The sequence below is a fragment of the Collinsella sp. HCP28S3_B9 genome, assembly GCF_052066095.1.
In the GTDB taxonomy this organism is placed as follows: domain Bacteria; phylum Actinomycetota; class Coriobacteriia; order Coriobacteriales; family Coriobacteriaceae; genus Collinsella.
In genome coordinates this window covers 48,608-64,330 of record NZ_JBQHST010000003.1, presented here as the reverse complement: position 1 = coordinate 64,330, position 15,723 = coordinate 48,608, and the positions used below count along the sequence as shown (strand labels likewise).

Below are 15,723 nucleotides of genomic sequence, written 5' to 3'. Positions count from 1 at the left end.
TCATCTGCGTTTTCCGTCGCGAAGCTTAACTGCTATTATGCGAAACCCCCTTGGGGATTGCAAGCGACGAAGCGGAATTGAAACGGGAAAATCGCTGCTTGCCGGTCGTGAGGTCAATAATCGTTGGCGAGCGGCTATACGAAAAGGGCCAGGATCTAAACCCCGGCCCTTCTGGCATGTCTATGGTTGCTGTCGCGTGCAGCGGACGGACTAGAACATCTGCTCGTAGTCGCTGTGCTTTTTAGCCGAACGCACCAAAAATTCCTGGTTGGTATTAGTGCCCTTAAGGCCCTTGATAAACGATGCTGCCGCGCGCTCGGTATTGTTCATGCCGGCGAGGATGCGGCGCAGGCCAAAGACAAACGGGCGCATTTGCTCGTCGACCAACAGGTCCTCGTTGCGCGTGCCCGAGGCAACGGGGTCGATGGCCGGGAAGATGCGGCGGTCGGCCAGGTCACGGTCGAGCTTGAGCTCCATGTTGCCGGTGCCCTTGAACTCCTCAAAGATGACCTCGTCCATCTTGGAGCCGGTATCGATAAGGGCGGAAGCAAGGATGGTGAGTGAGCCGCCGTTTTCGATATTGCGGGCAGCACCCAGGAAGCGTTTTGGCGGATACAGGGCCGCCGAATCGACGCCGCCCGAAAGGATGCGGCCCGAGGCGGGCGCCGCCAGGTTGTACGCACGGGCAAGACGCGTGATGGAGTCGAGAACCACCACGACGTCGCCGCCCAACTCCACGATGCGCTTGGCGCGCTCGATGACGAGCTCGGCCACGCGGGTATGGTTGTCGGCGGGCATATCGAAGGTGGAGGCCACGACCTCGCCCTCAATGGAGCGCTGCATATCGGTGACCTCTTCGGGGCGCTCGTCGACGAGCAGGCAGATGAGGTGCACCTCGGGATTGTTGATCGAGATAGACTGGCAGATCTTCTTGAGAATCGTGGTCTTACCGGCCTTGGGCGGTGACACGATCAGGCCACGCTGGCCCTTGCCGATCGGCGACACGATATCGATGGCGCGACCGGTAATGGAATCCTTGCCATGCTCCATGCGCAGCGGCTCATTGGGGTAGACCGGAGTGAGATCGCCGAACTTGGGGCGGTTACGGGCCTGCTCAGGATCAAGACCGTTGACGGTCGTAATTTTGGAGAGACCGGCACGCTTGTCGCCGCCGCGCGAGGGACGAAGCGAACCCTCGATCACGTCGCCCGTGCGCAGACGCGCGGAGCGGATGAGGTAGGCGGGCACGAAGGCGTCGTCATTGGACTTCATGTAGCCGTGGGCATGGATGATGCCGGAGCTGTCCGGGCGAATCTGCAGGATGCCCTTAATATCGCGGAAGCCCTCGGCCTTCGCGGCTGTGGTGTAGATCTCTTCGACGAGCTCGGCCTTCTTCTTGCCGGTCGTCTCAATCTCGAACTCCTTGGCCTTCTCGCGCAGCTCGGCGACCTTCATGGCCGCGAGCTCCTCGCGCGAAAGCGTGGGCTCAGTCGGAGCTGCGTTGCGCTCCTTGTTGCGCTGTTTGCGATCGCGCTGGCGGCTGCGGCGGTCGTTGCCACGATCGTCCTTGCGCTCGCTGCGCTCATCGTTACGCTTGTGCTGACGACGGTTGGGGCGGGAACCCTCTTCGGCCTCAGCGCTCTCGACGGCAGGCGTCGTGGGCGCATCGGCGGTCGCCGGGGTCTCGCCGTCCGACTTAGCGTCGGACTCGGGCTGTTGCTCAGCATCCCCCTGCTGTTCGGCAGACTTGGTCTTGGAAGATTTCTTGCGCGTGCGCTTGGGCTTCTCGCCTGCCGACCGATCGGCGCCCTCCGTCTCGGGAGTCGTGTCGACACTCGCCTCGGTAGACTCAGCTACCGCAGATTCGGCGCCGGACTTCGCCTCTGCCTTAGCTGGTCGTTTGGCTGCGGTGTGACGGCTGCGCCCGGGACGAACGTCGGCAGACTCGGCAGCGGCAGAAACAGCGACCTCAGGAACATCAGCGCCCTCGGCCGAAACCATGGCAGCCGCTGTAGGCTCGACAAACGCCGGGGCATCTTGGACAGAAGCCGCGGCAGCGGCCGCCTTCTCCGCCTCGACAAATGCCTTGGGCTTGCGGCCGCGGCGATGCGGGCGCAAAGCAGGGTCGACGACAAATGCACCGCCGGCCTCGGCAGGCACGACAGACTCAGCAGAGGAAGCGTCCTCCTCCGCCGCAGAGCGAACCGGGGTCTCGGCGGCATCGGACGAAGCCTGCTCGGCAGCCTGCTGGACCTTGGCCGCCGTGCGACGGCGCGTGCGCGGAGCCGGCTTTTCTGCTACCTGCTCGGGAGCCGGAGCCGAAGACGCCTCGGGGGCGGACGGAGCCGCGAGTTCGGTCAGAGCCGCGGCATCGCGCTCTGCGGCACGACGGCGAGCACGAACAACCTGGGCTTCGCTGATCTGCGCAAGCGCGCGGGCCTGCGCAACCTCATCTGAAAGCGGCGCCGAAACCTCGGCGGAAACCGGACGCTTGGCACGCGTCGTGCGCGTGGTGCGGCGTTTGGGCTTTGCAGCCTCATCGCCATCCGCAGCGGGCTTGGCCACACGACGCGTGCGCTTGGGCTTCACGGGCGCAGCCTCCTCCCCGGTAGCAGGCGCGACGGGAACAGGGTTCTCACTCAAAGCCGAGGCAGCGTTCTGGTGTGTCTCGGGGACCGACGCCTGCGACGGTGCGGGTTTCGCGATCTGGTCCAACGCAACCGGTGCAGCGGGAGTGGTTTGTGCCGTGCTTATTTCATTTTCTTGCTGTTGATCAGACACAGTGTTTGCTCAACTTTCTTTTAAAGCCCTGTGATCACATGCTCCCTGCATAAACCTTCAGGGCGGCTAAACAGTCTAGCTCCGTTCAAAACACAACGGGCATCATTGATCTGTATCGAGATGATTGCGTCAAATCCGCAGCGTTAGTGTAACACAACCGCCACCACCTGCAACTTAGTCATTGGACGTTCTTATACAACTGGTCAAAAGGGACACTCTCCCTCAAAAGCGCTTCCTCTGTCGCGCCAGAGGAGTGAAGCCGTGGCATCCGGAATAGCCGCGCCACGAAACGCGCCTATCTACTACGTTTGACCCGCGACCCCTGACCATCCCCTCGATCTTCCTAAAATCGCAAGCCCGATACCTGCGGTTTTAATATCGTACTTTTCGGCATGGTTCGGGGTATGCGACTAAACGTAGTAGATAAGCCCGATTCGTGGCGGACGGTTTCGCACCGCTCTCCCACCGGACAAAAATGATCCGTTTTCCTCCGTCCCCAAGGGGTCGTTTTCAAAACGATCGCGGATTACGGTGCAAGAACGGCGTAAGCCAACCATACCCTGCATTTTTAATATTCGGCAAGCCGTCTACCTGCGATTTTATTTTCGCTGCTGTTGCTATGGTCGCCAGGCAGCGATTCAGCCCCGTAAACCGGTATAGTTGCGTTTTTGTAGCATTTTCCAACACGCCAAAAAGCCCCGCCAAACGCAAAAAGCCCGACCTCCGCATGAAGATCGGGCTTATAGGGCTCAGCAAAGCCAAACCTACACGGTCAAACGACCCGTAGATTACATCTGCTCGGGTGCAGAAACGCCAACCAGAGTGAGCACCAGGGCGAGCGTCACGCGGACGGCGTCGCAGGCGGCCAGACGGGCGCGCGAAAGCTCGGGATCGACGGGACGGCCCTCGCTCGGAAGCACCTGGCAGGCAGCGTAGAAGCTGTGGAAGTCGCCGGCGAGCTCCTCGGCAAAGTGCGTCAGACGGAACGGGGCGCGGTCGCGAGCACAGCTGGCAATGAGGTCGGCGAGCTCGTTGAGCTTACGCGAAAGGGCAAGCTCGGTGGGGTCGGTCAGCAGCGAGTAGTCGACGTTCTCGCCGATGGCCTTGGCGGCGACGGCCTTCATGCCCATCTCATCAGCCTGCTCGGGCGTAACGTCAGCGGCACGGCGCAGAATGGAGCACACACGAGCGTGAGCGTACTGCACGTAGTAGACCGGGTTGGAGTTATCACGCTTCTTAACGGCCTCGATATCGAAGTCGACCATCTGGTTGGAGCTCTTGGAGATGAGCGTGTAACGGGCGGCGTCGGAACCGACCTCGTCGACAAGCTCCTGCAGGGTCACCATGGTGCCCTTGCGCTTGGACATACGGACGGGCTTGCCGTTGCGCAGCAGGTTGACGAGCTGGCCCAGCAGAACCTCGAACTTGCCGGGATAGCCAAGAGCGTCGCAGACACAGCGGACGCGGTCGATGTAGCCATGGTGGTCGGCGCCCCAGATGTCGATAACGTGGTCGACGCGCTGGAACTTATCCCAGTGATAGGCGACGTCTGAGGCGAAGTAGGTGTACTCGCCGTCGGACTTGATCAGAACGCGGTCCTTGTCGTCGCCCAGGTCGGTGGAGCGGAACCACAGAGCGCCGTCCTTGGTGTAGAGGTAGCCCATCTTGTCGAGCTTCTCGAAAGCGCGGTCGACAGCGGAGGTGCCGGCGGTCTCGCCCTCGGTGTCCTTCACGTACAGCGAGCGCTCGGAGAACCAACGATCGAAGTCGCAGTTGACGGCGTGGCAAAGGTCGCGCATGTTGTCGACCATCTTTACGTAGCCGCGCTCGCGGAAGCTCTCCATACGCTCCTGCGGATCGGCGTCGACCCACTTGTCACCGTCGGTGCGCCAGAACTCGGCGGCCTCGTCGATGATGTAGTCGCCGCCGTAGGAGTCCTTGCCCAGAGTCTCGGCAAAGTTGTCCTGATACGGATGGGTCTCGGGATGCTCGTCGTTCTCGTCGGCAACAAAGGCATCGCGGTCGGCAATCAGCAGCTTGTGAGCCTCGTCGATATCCACGCCCTGCTTGGCGATGATGTCGGCAAGCTGCATATAGCGCGTGCTGATGGAGTTGCCGAAGGTATTCATCTGAGAGCCGTGGTCGTTGATATAGAACTCACGCTGGATATCGTAACCGGCATGGTCCATAACACGGCAGAGGGAGTCGCCCAGAGCGGCCCAACGGCCATGGCCAATATGCATGGGGCCGACGGGGTTGGCGGAGACAAACTCGACCTGGGTCTTCAGGCCGCCGCCGACGTTGGACTTAGCGAAGTCCATACCCTTCTCGCGAGCCTCGCCGAAGATGGCGTTCTTGACGGCGACGGAGAGGTAGAAGTTGATGAAGCCAGGGCCGGCGATCTCGACCTTCTCGATCGCGGGATCCTCGGGCATATGGGCAACGACGGCCTCGGCGATCTTGCGCGGGGCGCAGTGAGCCAGCTTGGCGGACTTCAGGGCCATGGTGGAGGTCCACTCGCCATGAGAAGTGTCAGCCGGTCGCTCGATAGCGCAATCGTCAAGTTCAAATGCGGAAAGGTCGCCGGCCTCCTGGGCCGCAGCAAGCGCAGCGCGTACCAGCTCTTCAATCTTCTCGGGCATAGATCCTCCTTGTGTTAAAGCCCCCGAGCTCTTGGTCACTCGTAGGGCAAAAGCCAGAGTTTGCAGCACTCTATCACAAGCGATAACTACTGTCGCAGGGTAAAGTCAATCGATATTGCATATGCACAAAATTGACTACAGTTGTCGCAAGGCCATTTAAAGATGGCGGTCTGCCTGCTGATTGTGCACCCGCCGAAAATGAATAAACATCTGCATGGGCAGCTCAGAATATCGAATACTCTTACCTATCGGATTTGTGTGCTTTTCCTGCATAAAGTAAGGGTTTGCGCACGTCAGCGTGGTATTCTAGACATACGTAAATTCGTATAAGTTGGAGGTAGCATGTTCTCAATCGGTCAACACGTCATTCATCCGGGTCAGGGAGTCTGCACCGTCGTCGGTTTTAGGGAAGACACACCGCAGCCCATGCTGTTGCTCGAGACCAAGCAGGGACATGCGCAGACGATCCTCATGTACCCCGTGGCGCAGGCCGACCGTCTGCATGCCGCCATCTCCCAGCAAGATGCCGAGCACCTACTGAGCCATTACAACGAGCTGGAGTGCGACACCTTTACCGAGCGCAACAGCTCGCTCGAGGAGACGCACTTTAAGCAGCAGCTCAAGCTGGGTGCGCCCGAGACGGTCCGCGTGGCAAAAACCATGATGCACCGTATTCGCCAGGCCGAGGAAGCAGATAAAAAACCCAGCTCTTACTACATGCGCGTACTCAAGGAAGCCAAGCGCCGCTCCATCGAGGAGATTGCCGTGGCCCTGGGCGTCACCGAGGAAGACGCCGAAGCCCGCCTAGCCCAAGCCGCCCTCAACTAACCTGCCAAAAAGGGACAGGTTTATTTTGGCAGGTTTTATCTGGCCAAACGTCAACAAACAATTGGTAAATGGTCGGGTGCTCCGTTTTGTTTGTAAGCCCCGGCCATTTTTCTATCGCCGCGAAAATGCGTGAAGCCCATTTGTGATGACATCACGCGAGGGCCGTCCAGATCGACGCAAGCAACGCCCGCATCCACAGCAAGCGCGCCCGTCTTGCTCAATTACCATTAAAAAGCATCAATTTGAAAACGCAATAACATTTCGGCAGGTAGCAGCTATAGTCGGTAAACTGAATCTCGACAACCGAAGCCTCCGAATGAGGTATCTTCAGCCCATCCAAGCTAAAGGAGGGGCCATGCCGAGAAAACCTCGTTCAAAGTCACCAACCGGTTATTTCCACGTCACGTTGCGTGGAAACGGAGGGCAATTGCTGTTTGACGATGCCGAGGACCGAATCGCCATGCTTCAGATCCTCGATGCAATCCTCCCCAAACACAATATCGAGCTTATCGCTTGGTGCCTTATGGGAAACCATATTCATTTGGCACGGCAATCGTGCAGAGTGTCGCAGGATGCGCTCCGACGGAACTCAAATCCGTCTCCAAGCCACTTCGCAATGAGGCGATTCTCGCGCTTCGAAAACAGGGGCTAACCGTTAAGCAGGTTCAGCTGTTGACCGGACTCGGAACATGGATTATCAAGAACGCGTCCTAACGTCGCGTTTGCCGAGTTACGGGTACGGCGAAGCGCAGCTGCCTGCCGCGAGGCGCCGCCATTCGCAAGCGCCACCATGTTAAACAGAAAACGCTTCCGCTGAATAACGTTCAACGGAAGCGTCTTCCCAGATAAAACCTACCAAAATAAACCTGTCCCTTTTTGGCAGGTTAGGCCTGGAAGGTATCGCGGTCGGGCGCGAAGGACTGCATGGCCGCGATGGTGCGGTCGAAAAGCTCGGGGAGCTCCCAACCCAGCATCTCGGCGCCCTGCGTAATCACGTCGCGCGAGCAGCCGGCGGCAAAGCGCTTGTCCTTGAACTTCTTCTTGAGCGACTTGGTCGTAAAGTCCATGACGCTCTTGCTCGGACGCATGATCACGGCAGCCCCAATCAGGCCGGTAAGTTCGTCGCAGGCAAACAGGATCTTTTCCATCTGCAGCTCGGGCTTGGGCAGCGAGGTGTTGAAGTCCGAGGTATGCGTCTGGATGGCGCGGATGAGCTCGGGCGATGCACCCTCGCCCTTGAGGATCTCGGCCGCATAGATGGTGTGGTTCACGGGGTCGTCCTCATGCTCCTCCCAATCCAAGTCGTGCAGCAGTCCGACGATGCCCCAAAACTCCTCGTTCTCGGGGTCGAACTCGCGCGCAAAGTAGCGCATGGTGCCCTCGACCGTCTCACCATGGATGATGTGGAACGGGTCCTTGTTGTGCTCGTTGAGCAATTCGAACGCACGGTCGCGGGTGATTCCGGCGGAAAGCGTCTGAGACATGGCAATACCTCCAGGTGAGTCGGTGCTAAGACACGGTGTCACTATCGTATATCGCCGCGGCTCAAGCCGAAAGGCAGAAAAGGCATACGGAGAAAAAAGCCGGGCGAACGCGTCGCCCGGCAAAACCGCAGATAAAACCTGCCAAAATAAACCTGTCCCTTTTTGGTAGGTTTAGGGGCGGACCTGGCCGGTGCCGCGGAGCTTGTATTTGTAGGTGGTGAGGGCCTCGGCGGCAAAGGGGCCGCGGGCGTGGAGCTTTTGGGTCGAGATGCCGATCTCGGCGCCCAGGCCAAACTCGCCGCCGTCGGTAAAGCGCGTGCTGGCGTTGGCATACACGGCCGAGGCATCGATCTCATCCAAAAAGCGCTCGCAAGCGTCCGCGTCCTCGGCGATGATGGCCTCGGAATGCATAGTGCCATAGCGGTTGATGTGCGCGATGGCCTCGTCCTCGTTCGCCACGACCTTCACGCTCATCTCGAGCGCCAGGTACTCGCGGCCCCAGTCCTCCTCGGTTGCGGCAACAAAGTCATCGCCCTCGGCAAGACCGGCGTCGGCGTATGCGGCACACGCGGCCTCGTCGCCGTGAATCAGCACACCGTGGTCGTGCAGCACGGCCACGACCGCCGGCAAAAACGAATCTGCCACGGCGCGGTCCACAAGCAGCGACTCGGCGGCGTTGCACACGCCCACGCGCTGGGTCTTAGCATTAACGATAATGTTGAGCGCTTTATCAAAGTCTGCCGACTCATGCACGTAGATGTGGCAGTTTCCCGTGCCCGTCTCGATAACCGGCACAAGCGACTCGCGCACGCAGCGCTGGATCAGGCCCGCACCGCCACGCGGAATAAGCACGTCGACGATGCCGCGAAGCTTCATGAGCTCGCCGGTGGCCTCGCGATCGGTGGACTCGATCATCGAGATAGCCTCGCGCGGGAAACCCTTGGCCTCGAGCGCATCGGCCAGCAGTTCGGCAATCATGGCGCACGAGTGATAGGCCAGCGAACCGCCGCGCAGAATGCAGGCGTTGCCGGTGCGGATGCAGATGCCCGCGGCATCGGCCGTCACGTTGGGGCGCGCCTCATAGACCATGGCGACCAGGCCCAGCGGCACGCTCACGCGGGTGAGGTCCACACCACTTGCAAGTACACGGTGATCGAGCACGCGGCCGACGGGATCGGGCAGCTCAGCGAGCTTCTCCAGGCCGGCGGCCATGCCCTCGACGCGCTCGGGCGTCAGCAGCAGACGGTCGAGGAGCCCCGCCGAGGTCCCCGCATCGCGCGCAGCGGACATATCGAGCTCGTTGGCGGCGACGATGGAATCGACGCCATCGCGCAGCGCCGCGGCCATGGCGCGCACGGCCTCCTGGCGCTGCTCGTCGCTCGCCGTGGCAAGCGAGGCCGACGCTGCCTTGGCGGCAACGGCAAGATCGTGGACATACGTGGCTATATCGACCGACATGGGCGGCCCTTTCTCTTAGTAGTTTGCCAACCATGGTAGCCGATTTGTGCGCATCCTCGCTGGCGGCGGTAGAATTGGTCAACCCGAAACACCGCAACGAACGGAAGTACCGCATGGCCCTCATCACTTCGTACCACGTCCCCGGCCTCTATGTCGAGGACCACAGCATCGACGTCCCCTTGGATTGGCGCGGCCTGGAGCCAATGCTTTTGGCCTTCGGCAGTACCATGCGCCGCGGCGCCATGCCGGCGCCCATCGCCGGCGCACCCGAGAGCATCAAGCTTTTCTACCGCGTGGTTTGCGCTCCCGACCGTATCAACGACGACCTGCCACTCCTCCTCTTTTTGCAGGGCGGCCCCGGCGGCGAGAGCCCGCGTCCGCTGTCGCCCACAAGCGACGGCTGGATCGAGGAGGCCGTCAAGCACTTCCGCGTCGTCCTGCCCGACCAGCGCGGTACCGGGCGCAGCAGCTGTGTAGACGGGCGCACGATTGCCGCACTGGGCGAGCGCGCCGAGGCGGCAGGCTCCGATGCGGCCCGCTCGCAGGCGGATTTTCTCAAGCGCCACCTCGCCAGCTCCATCGTGCGCGACTTTGAGTACCTGCGCCTGGTAGGCTTTGGCGGCAAGCCCTGGGTCACACTCGGCCAGAGTTACGGTGGCTTTTTGACGTTGAGCTATCTGTCGCTCTTCCCCGAGGGCGTGGCGGCGAGCTTTACCTGCGGCGGCATTCCGCACGTACCGGCGAGTGCCAGCGAGGTCTACGCGCACACCTTCCCGCGTATGGCGGCCAAGACTCAGCAGTATTACGACCGCTACCCCGCCGACGTCGAGCGCGTGGCGGCCCTGGCAGATGCCCTCGAGGATCAAAAGCCCGTACTGCCCGACGGCTCGCCGATGACGGTCGAGCGCCTGCAGCTCATGGGCAGCGACTTTGGCATGAAGCCGAGCTTTGAGCGCATGCACTGGATTATCGACCACGCGTTTGTTAATGGCGACGGTACACTGAACTGCGGCTCCTCGGTATCCGACAGCTTTTTGATGCGCGCCTTCGAGCGCACCAACACACGCACGAATCCGCTGTACTGGACGCTGCAGGAATTCATCTACGCCGATGGCGACACGATGCCCATTGGCTGGGCAGCCGCCGAGGAAAAGGCCCATCGTGCCGAGTTCGACACCCTCGCGCGCCCGCTCATGTTTACCGGCGAGGCCATGTTCCCGTGGATGTTTGAGCAGATGCCCGAGCTCAAGCCCTTCAAGCCCGCCATGGACCTGCTGATGGAAGACACCAGCTGGGACAAGATCTACGACCCGCAGCGCCTGGCCTGCAACGAGGTGCCGCTCCACTCCGCGGTATATTTCGACGACATGTACGTGGATTCGGGCCTGCAGCTCGACACGCTCAGCCGCGTGGGCAACTCACATGCCTGGGTGACCAACGAGTTCGAGCACGACGGCCTGCACGGCAGCATGGTGTTCAAGCACCTCTTCGACGAGGCCCTCAACCGCGGAGACCTGCGCCAGATCTTCTAGCAAAGGAGTGTCCCCACCTGCCGGCACAATAGGAACGTCCCCAAGTGCCGGCACGAGAAAGACAGCGCTGCGGGAAACGATCCGCAGCGCTGTCTTTCTTTATGCAAAGACGATCAAGTTGTCTCGGTGGATCGCGGGCTTCTCGGCCAGGTCTGCCAGCAAGCGGTTGCCGGCAATCTGGTCCTGGCGGCGTCCGGCTGCAAGCTCCAGCACGTCCGAATCGGCCTCGGCGATACCGCGGGCGACAACCATGCCGCTCAGGTCGCACACGTCGAGCACATCGCCCTCGGCAAACGTGCCATCGACCTCGCGAATACCCACTGCAAGCAGGGAAGAACCGCGGCTGACCAGCGCTTTCGCGGCGCCGTCATCGACCGTCACCGAGCCGTGCGCCTTGTCGCCCAGTGCAATCCACAGCTTGCGGGGCGCAATGTCCAGGCGCTCCGCCGGCGGATCGAACAGCGTACCCACGCTCTCGCCGCGGGCAAGGCGCACGAGCGCATCGGGCTCCTCGCCCGAGCAAATCACGCTCTGAATGCCCGCAGTCATCAGGATGCGGCTCGCGCGGATCTTGGTAATCATGCCGCCTGTGCCAACCGATGTGGAAGAATCGCCCGCCGAGGCAATAATCTTGGCATCGATCTTATGCACGACCGGAACGAACTCGGCCGTGGGGTCCTCGTGCGGATTGGCGGTATAGAGGCCATCGATGTCCGAGAGCGTCACGCACAGGTCGGCAGAAACCAGGCAGCCCACAAGCGCCGCCAGCGTGTCGTTGTCGCCAAACTTAATCTCGTCGACGGTAACGGTGTCGTTCTCGTTGACGACCGGCACCACGCCCAGTTCCACCAGACGCAGCAGCGCGTCGCGCGCGTGCAGATAGGACGTGCGACGGGCCGTGTCGTGACGCGTGAGCAGCACGAGCGAGGTAAGCAGGTCGCGCGCATGGAACTCCTCGTCGTAGGCCGACGAGATGATGCACTGACCGGCCGAGGCGCAGGCCTGCAGGCTCGGCAGGTCACCGACCGGTTTGCGGTCAAAGCCCAGCACGGGATAGCCACAGGCAATGGCGCCCGAACTCACCACGACCAGACGCCAGCCGAGCTTGCGCAGGGCAGCAGCCTGATCGGCGAGCCCGCCGATAAAGGCGCGGTTGACCTTGCCATCGGCGCCCACCACCGTGGACGAACCGATCTTTACCACCATCGTTTTATAAGAAGTCGTCATACGTCAAACCAATCAACTGTTGAGGGTTCGGGCGGGCTGACGGCCGAGGGAACGTAATTCCACCCTACACCCAACAAAATTAGCGAGCCCAGGGGAAGGCAGAAGCCGCGGCCATATTCTTGCGCACGAGCTCGTCACGCACCTGCGCCAGGCCCTGCTCCATGCCCACCACATAGGTCTGTGGGTACAGGAAGCGCTTGTAGACCGGATCCAGATGGTCCAGCGCCCAAGCGCAACGCTCGCGTGCGGCCTCGATGCTCTCGCGCGGGGCAACAGCGCTGCCATCGCGCACGATCGGCGCCAGCAGCTCGCGATACTCAAGCTCGGACACGTCGGTCACTAGAGCGGCATCGTTCACGGCCACGAGAGTATTGCCGCGCGCGGCGCCCTCCCCCGCCAGATGGTCCTCGTCATAGATCATGTCGCAGACCGGGCCGCCAAAGCCGTCGTAATAGCGGCGCACGCGCTGCACGCCCGGAATCGTGCGCTTGTAGGGCTGCTCGGAGAGCTTGACCACCGGAGTCCACGGGTCCGCCTCGCTCGCACGGCGGGCGGAAAGCTTGTACACGCCGCCCAGTGCCGGTTGGTCGTAGCAGGTCGCGAGCTTAGTGCCCACGCCAAAGCTATCGATGGGCGCGCCCTGGTCGAGCAGCGACTGAATCGTGTATTCATCCAGATCGTTGGAAACCGAGATCCCCACATAGGGCAAGCCCTCGGCATCAAAACGGCCGCGGACATACTTGGAGAGTTTGGCCAGGTCGCCTGAGTCGATGCGAATGGCCGACAGACGCTCGCCCGCCGCCTCCATCTCCTTGGCAACCGTAATGGCATGCTCGCAGCCCTCGCGCACATCATAAGTGTCGATGAGCAGCGTGCAGTTCTTGGGGCTCGACTTGGCAAAGGCACGGAAAGCCTCGAGCTCGGAATCGAAGCTCATCACCCAGCTGTGCGCATGCGTGCCAAAGACGGGAATACCGTAGCGGCGACCGGCGAGCACATTGGACGTAGAGGAACAGCCGGCAACGTAGCTCGCGCGCGCGACGGCCAGACCGCCATCGGGACCCTGGGCGCGGCGCAGGCCAAACTCGGCCACGGGACGACCGTCCGCCGCCAACACCACGCGCGCCGTCTTGGTGGCGACAAGCGTCTGGAAGCCGACGATGTTGAGCAGCGCCGTCTCGAGCAGCTGGCACTCAAGCGCGGGGCCGGTGACGCGCACCATGGGCTCGCGCGGAAAGACGAGCTCGCCCTCGGGGACGGCGTCGATGTTTACATGCGCACGAAAATCGCGCAGGTAGTCGAGGAATTCGGGCTTAAACATCGCGCCGCCGGCCGGGGCCTGGAGCGATGCGAGGTAGTCGATGTCCTCGGGCGTAAAGCGCAGGTTCTCGACCAGCTCGGGCAGCTCGGCGGTGCCGCACATGACGGCATAGGCGCTGCCAAACGGATGGTCACGGTAAAACGCCGTAAAACAGCCCTGCTCATTGGCCTTGCCGCTCTCCCACAGGCCCTGGGCCATAGTGAGCTCGTACAGATCGGTGAGCATTGCAATGTCGGTGGGATGCGAGATGTCGGTCAAAGCCATGGGGCGACCTTTCGGATGCGTTGTGCAGAGGTTGAGGGTTGGACGAGAGCAGAGCATGCGGACATGACGCCCGATGCAAATCGGTTAGAGCAGGCCCATGCTGGTCATGATCGTGTAGCCCATAAAGACGACAAACGCGACCAAGGCGAGCACGATGATGATCTTTTGAGCCGGGGCCATACCGGGGATCTCGCCCTCGGCCGTGGGCTCCTTGGAAGTGACCATGCGCTGGGCAAACGTCATCTCGTCACGGCTCGGCTTGGGCTCGGCGGGCTTGGGACGAGCGGCTTTCTTAGGCTGAGGCTTGGGCTCGGCGGGCGCAGGCTCGGATGCGGCCTTGGCAGCGGCCTCCTCGGCCTTCGCATGCTCGGCACGCAGGGCGGCCAGCTCCTCACGCTCGCGACGGGCCTCTTCCTGGGCCTCGCGGCGGGCCTTCTCAGCGCGGAGCTCTTCCAACTCGGCGCGCTCCTCGTCGGACAATGGTTGAGAATCAAGCTCGGCCATGGTGCAGCCCTTTCTTTTTAAAAAAAGCCGCCGACACAATGTCAGCGGCTTATCAAATCCAAGGGTGGAGACGAAGGGAGTCGAACCCTCGGCCTCTGCCATGCGACGGCAGCGCTCTCCCAACTGAGCTACGTCCCCAGGACAAGTTGATATTTTACCTACGGCTCGCCAGCTGTCAACGCCCAATACCCAGTCTTTTTGGGACGGGGCTTTTTTGACTACTTTTCGGATGGTAGCTCGACCCCCACCGGGAGCAGTCTTTTTGGGACGGGGCTATTTTAGCTACCCAGGCAGATAGCGAAAACGATTTAGACGATTAACGGCAGGGGCAGCTAAAATAGCCCCGTCCCAAAAAGACTGCTCAAAAGAGCTACTTTGCGCTGGTGAGGACGCCAGTGGTGTCAAACGCCGGGGTAAAGCTCTCGTCTACCGCGCCGCCCTCTTGCCAGAACATCGTCGTAAAGCCCAGGTCGTCGGCATGGTCGAGCACCCGCTCGTACTCCTCGTGCGTCACGGCTCGAGCCAAGTCGCCGCCCTGCTCGCGCATGAGCGCATTGGGCGTGTACTGGTTCATGACCGAGATCGGCACATCACCCACCGTCTGCCACACCAGGTCTAGCACGCGACACGAATCGTCCGCATGCCCCGGCAGAACCAAATGACGCACGATCATGCCGCGCTTCATGAGCCCGTCCTCGTCCACCAGCTCTCCCCCACGGCGCTCAATCTCGCGCGCCATTTGCGCCAAACCCGACACGGCCACACGCGGGTAGTCCTTAATGTGGGAGAGCGACTGCGCAAGCCCCGCATCGGCATATTTAAAGTCGGTTAGCCACACATCGACCAGATCGCCGAGCGCCGCCACGGCACTCGCGCGCTCATAACCGCTCGTGTTGTAGACGATTGGAACAACCAGCCCGCGCGCCCGTGCCGCGGCAATCGCAGCCGGCAGCAGGTGCGCGTAGTGCGTCGCCGTCACCAAGTTAATATTGTTTGCACCCTGGTCCTGCAGCTCCAACATAATCTCGACCAGGCGCTCGGGCGAAATTTCAAGCCCAAAATTGCCCGTCGAGATCTCGTGGTTCTGGCAATAGACGCATTTGAGCGAGCAGCCGCTAAAGAAGATCGTGCCCGAACCGGCCTCGCCCGAGATAGGCGGCTCCTCCCACATATGAAGCGCCGCACGGGCCACCTTGAGCGTGTCGTTAGCACCGCATACGCCGCGCGCACCCTCATCGCGCGCCACACCGCAACGGCGCGGACACAAATGGCAGGCGGGCGAAAAAAGTTCGGTCAACGACGTCGGCATAAAAACATGCTCCAAAACAACGATTCAGCAGCTCAGACGCAAAAGGACCAACCGCGCAGACGGCTCGAGCCCAAGGCGCCGTAATCGTCCGACACGATTTTTGTAATGTCAAGACTGGAATCGATAAAGTGCAGCTTTATGATGTAGGTATTCCGCCCCCCGCGGAGCAACTGGGTGAACCGTCGCGTTTATTTAGGGAGCCCACACAGTCGTACGTAGTACAGGTATCCTTCGTTGTTAAGGACGCTGGAACGGTCGATGAGGGCACCCACCTGTTTTAGGTGGGTTCATTTTCGTAACGTGGGGGGTGGTTTTCTTTTGCCGTTTTTGCCAAAAATAGCCATCGCAGATCCCGTATGACACCCAACGGCAC

The 15,723-nt window shown here is 61.2% G+C and carries 10 protein-coding genes and 1 tRNA gene; 2 read left to right on the top strand and 9 right to left on the bottom strand.

The features are described from left to right. Nucleotides 1–210: 210 nt before the first annotated feature. Together rho and argS are read right to left on the bottom strand one after the other, a co-directional pair. On the bottom strand, nt 211–2,589 hold the full coding sequence (rho, locus tag ACTNBB_RS01645) for a transcription termination factor Rho (protein WP_441071007.1): 2,379 nt from the start codon (nt 2,587–2,589) through the stop codon (nt 211–213). A 980-nt stretch (nt 2,590–3,569) separates the two neighbouring features. Next, on the bottom strand, nt 3,570–5,423 hold the full coding sequence (gene argS / locus ACTNBB_RS01640) for an arginine--tRNA ligase (protein ID WP_441056258.1): 1,854 nt from the start codon (nt 5,421–5,423) through the stop codon (nt 3,570–3,572). A 342-nt stretch (nt 5,424–5,765) separates the two neighbouring features. On the opposite strand from argS, the gene ACTNBB_RS01635 reads away from it, so the two are divergent. After that, nucleotides 5,766–6,251, top strand: a complete 486-nt coding sequence (locus ACTNBB_RS01635) for a CarD family transcriptional regulator (RefSeq protein WP_441056259.1) — start codon at nt 5,766–5,768, stop codon at nt 6,249–6,251. An 884-nt stretch (nt 6,252–7,135) separates the two neighbouring features. On the opposite strand, the gene ACTNBB_RS01630 is transcribed toward ACTNBB_RS01635, so the two are convergent. Beyond that, complete coding sequence (locus ACTNBB_RS01630) at nt 7,136–7,735, bottom strand: HD domain-containing protein (protein WP_441056260.1); 600 nt, start codon at nt 7,733–7,735, stop codon at nt 7,136–7,138. A gap of 171 nt (nt 7,736–7,906) precedes the next feature. Next, nucleotides 7,907–9,193 (bottom strand): glutamate-5-semialdehyde dehydrogenase, encoded by a 1,287-nt coding sequence (locus ACTNBB_RS01625; RefSeq protein WP_441056261.1) that lies wholly within the window; start codon nt 9,191–9,193, stop codon nt 7,907–7,909. Between the two features lie 113 nt (nt 9,194–9,306). Between ACTNBB_RS01625 and ACTNBB_RS01620 the strand changes: the two genes are divergently transcribed. Then, entirely contained in the window at nt 9,307–10,725 is a 1,419-nt protein-coding gene (locus tag ACTNBB_RS01620) for an alpha/beta fold hydrolase (RefSeq protein WP_441056262.1), read from the top strand. Between the two features lie 99 nt (nt 10,726–10,824). On the opposite strand, the gene proB is transcribed toward ACTNBB_RS01620, so the two are convergent. From proB to ACTNBB_RS01595, 5 genes are all read right to left on the bottom strand, one after another. Then, nucleotides 10,825–11,952 (bottom strand): glutamate 5-kinase, encoded by a 1,128-nt coding sequence (gene proB / locus ACTNBB_RS01615; protein ID WP_441056263.1) that lies wholly within the window; start codon nt 11,950–11,952, stop codon nt 10,825–10,827. A gap of 79 nt (nt 11,953–12,031) precedes the next feature. Next, the gene (locus ACTNBB_RS01610; protein ID WP_441014794.1) at nt 12,032–13,537 is read right to left on the bottom strand and encodes a nicotinate phosphoribosyltransferase; all 1,506 of its coding nucleotides are present in this window, start codon (nt 13,535–13,537) and stop codon (nt 12,032–12,034) included. Nucleotides 13,538–13,621: 84 nt separating this feature from the next. Further along, nucleotides 13,622–14,041 carry a hypothetical protein gene (locus tag ACTNBB_RS01605; protein ID WP_441056264.1) on the bottom strand — a complete coding sequence of 140 codons (420 nt, stop codon included), beginning with the start codon at nt 14,039–14,041 and terminating at the stop codon, nt 13,622–13,624. A gap of 65 nt (nt 14,042–14,106) precedes the next feature. Further along, nucleotides 14,107–14,179 (bottom strand) — tRNA-Ala (locus tag ACTNBB_RS01600). 232 nt (nt 14,180–14,411) lie between these two features. Continuing rightward, the gene (locus ACTNBB_RS01595; RefSeq protein WP_441056265.1) at nt 14,412–15,350 is read right to left on the bottom strand and encodes a radical SAM protein; all 939 of its coding nucleotides are present in this window, start codon (nt 15,348–15,350) and stop codon (nt 14,412–14,414) included. Nucleotides 15,351–15,723: the final 373 nt, after the last annotated feature.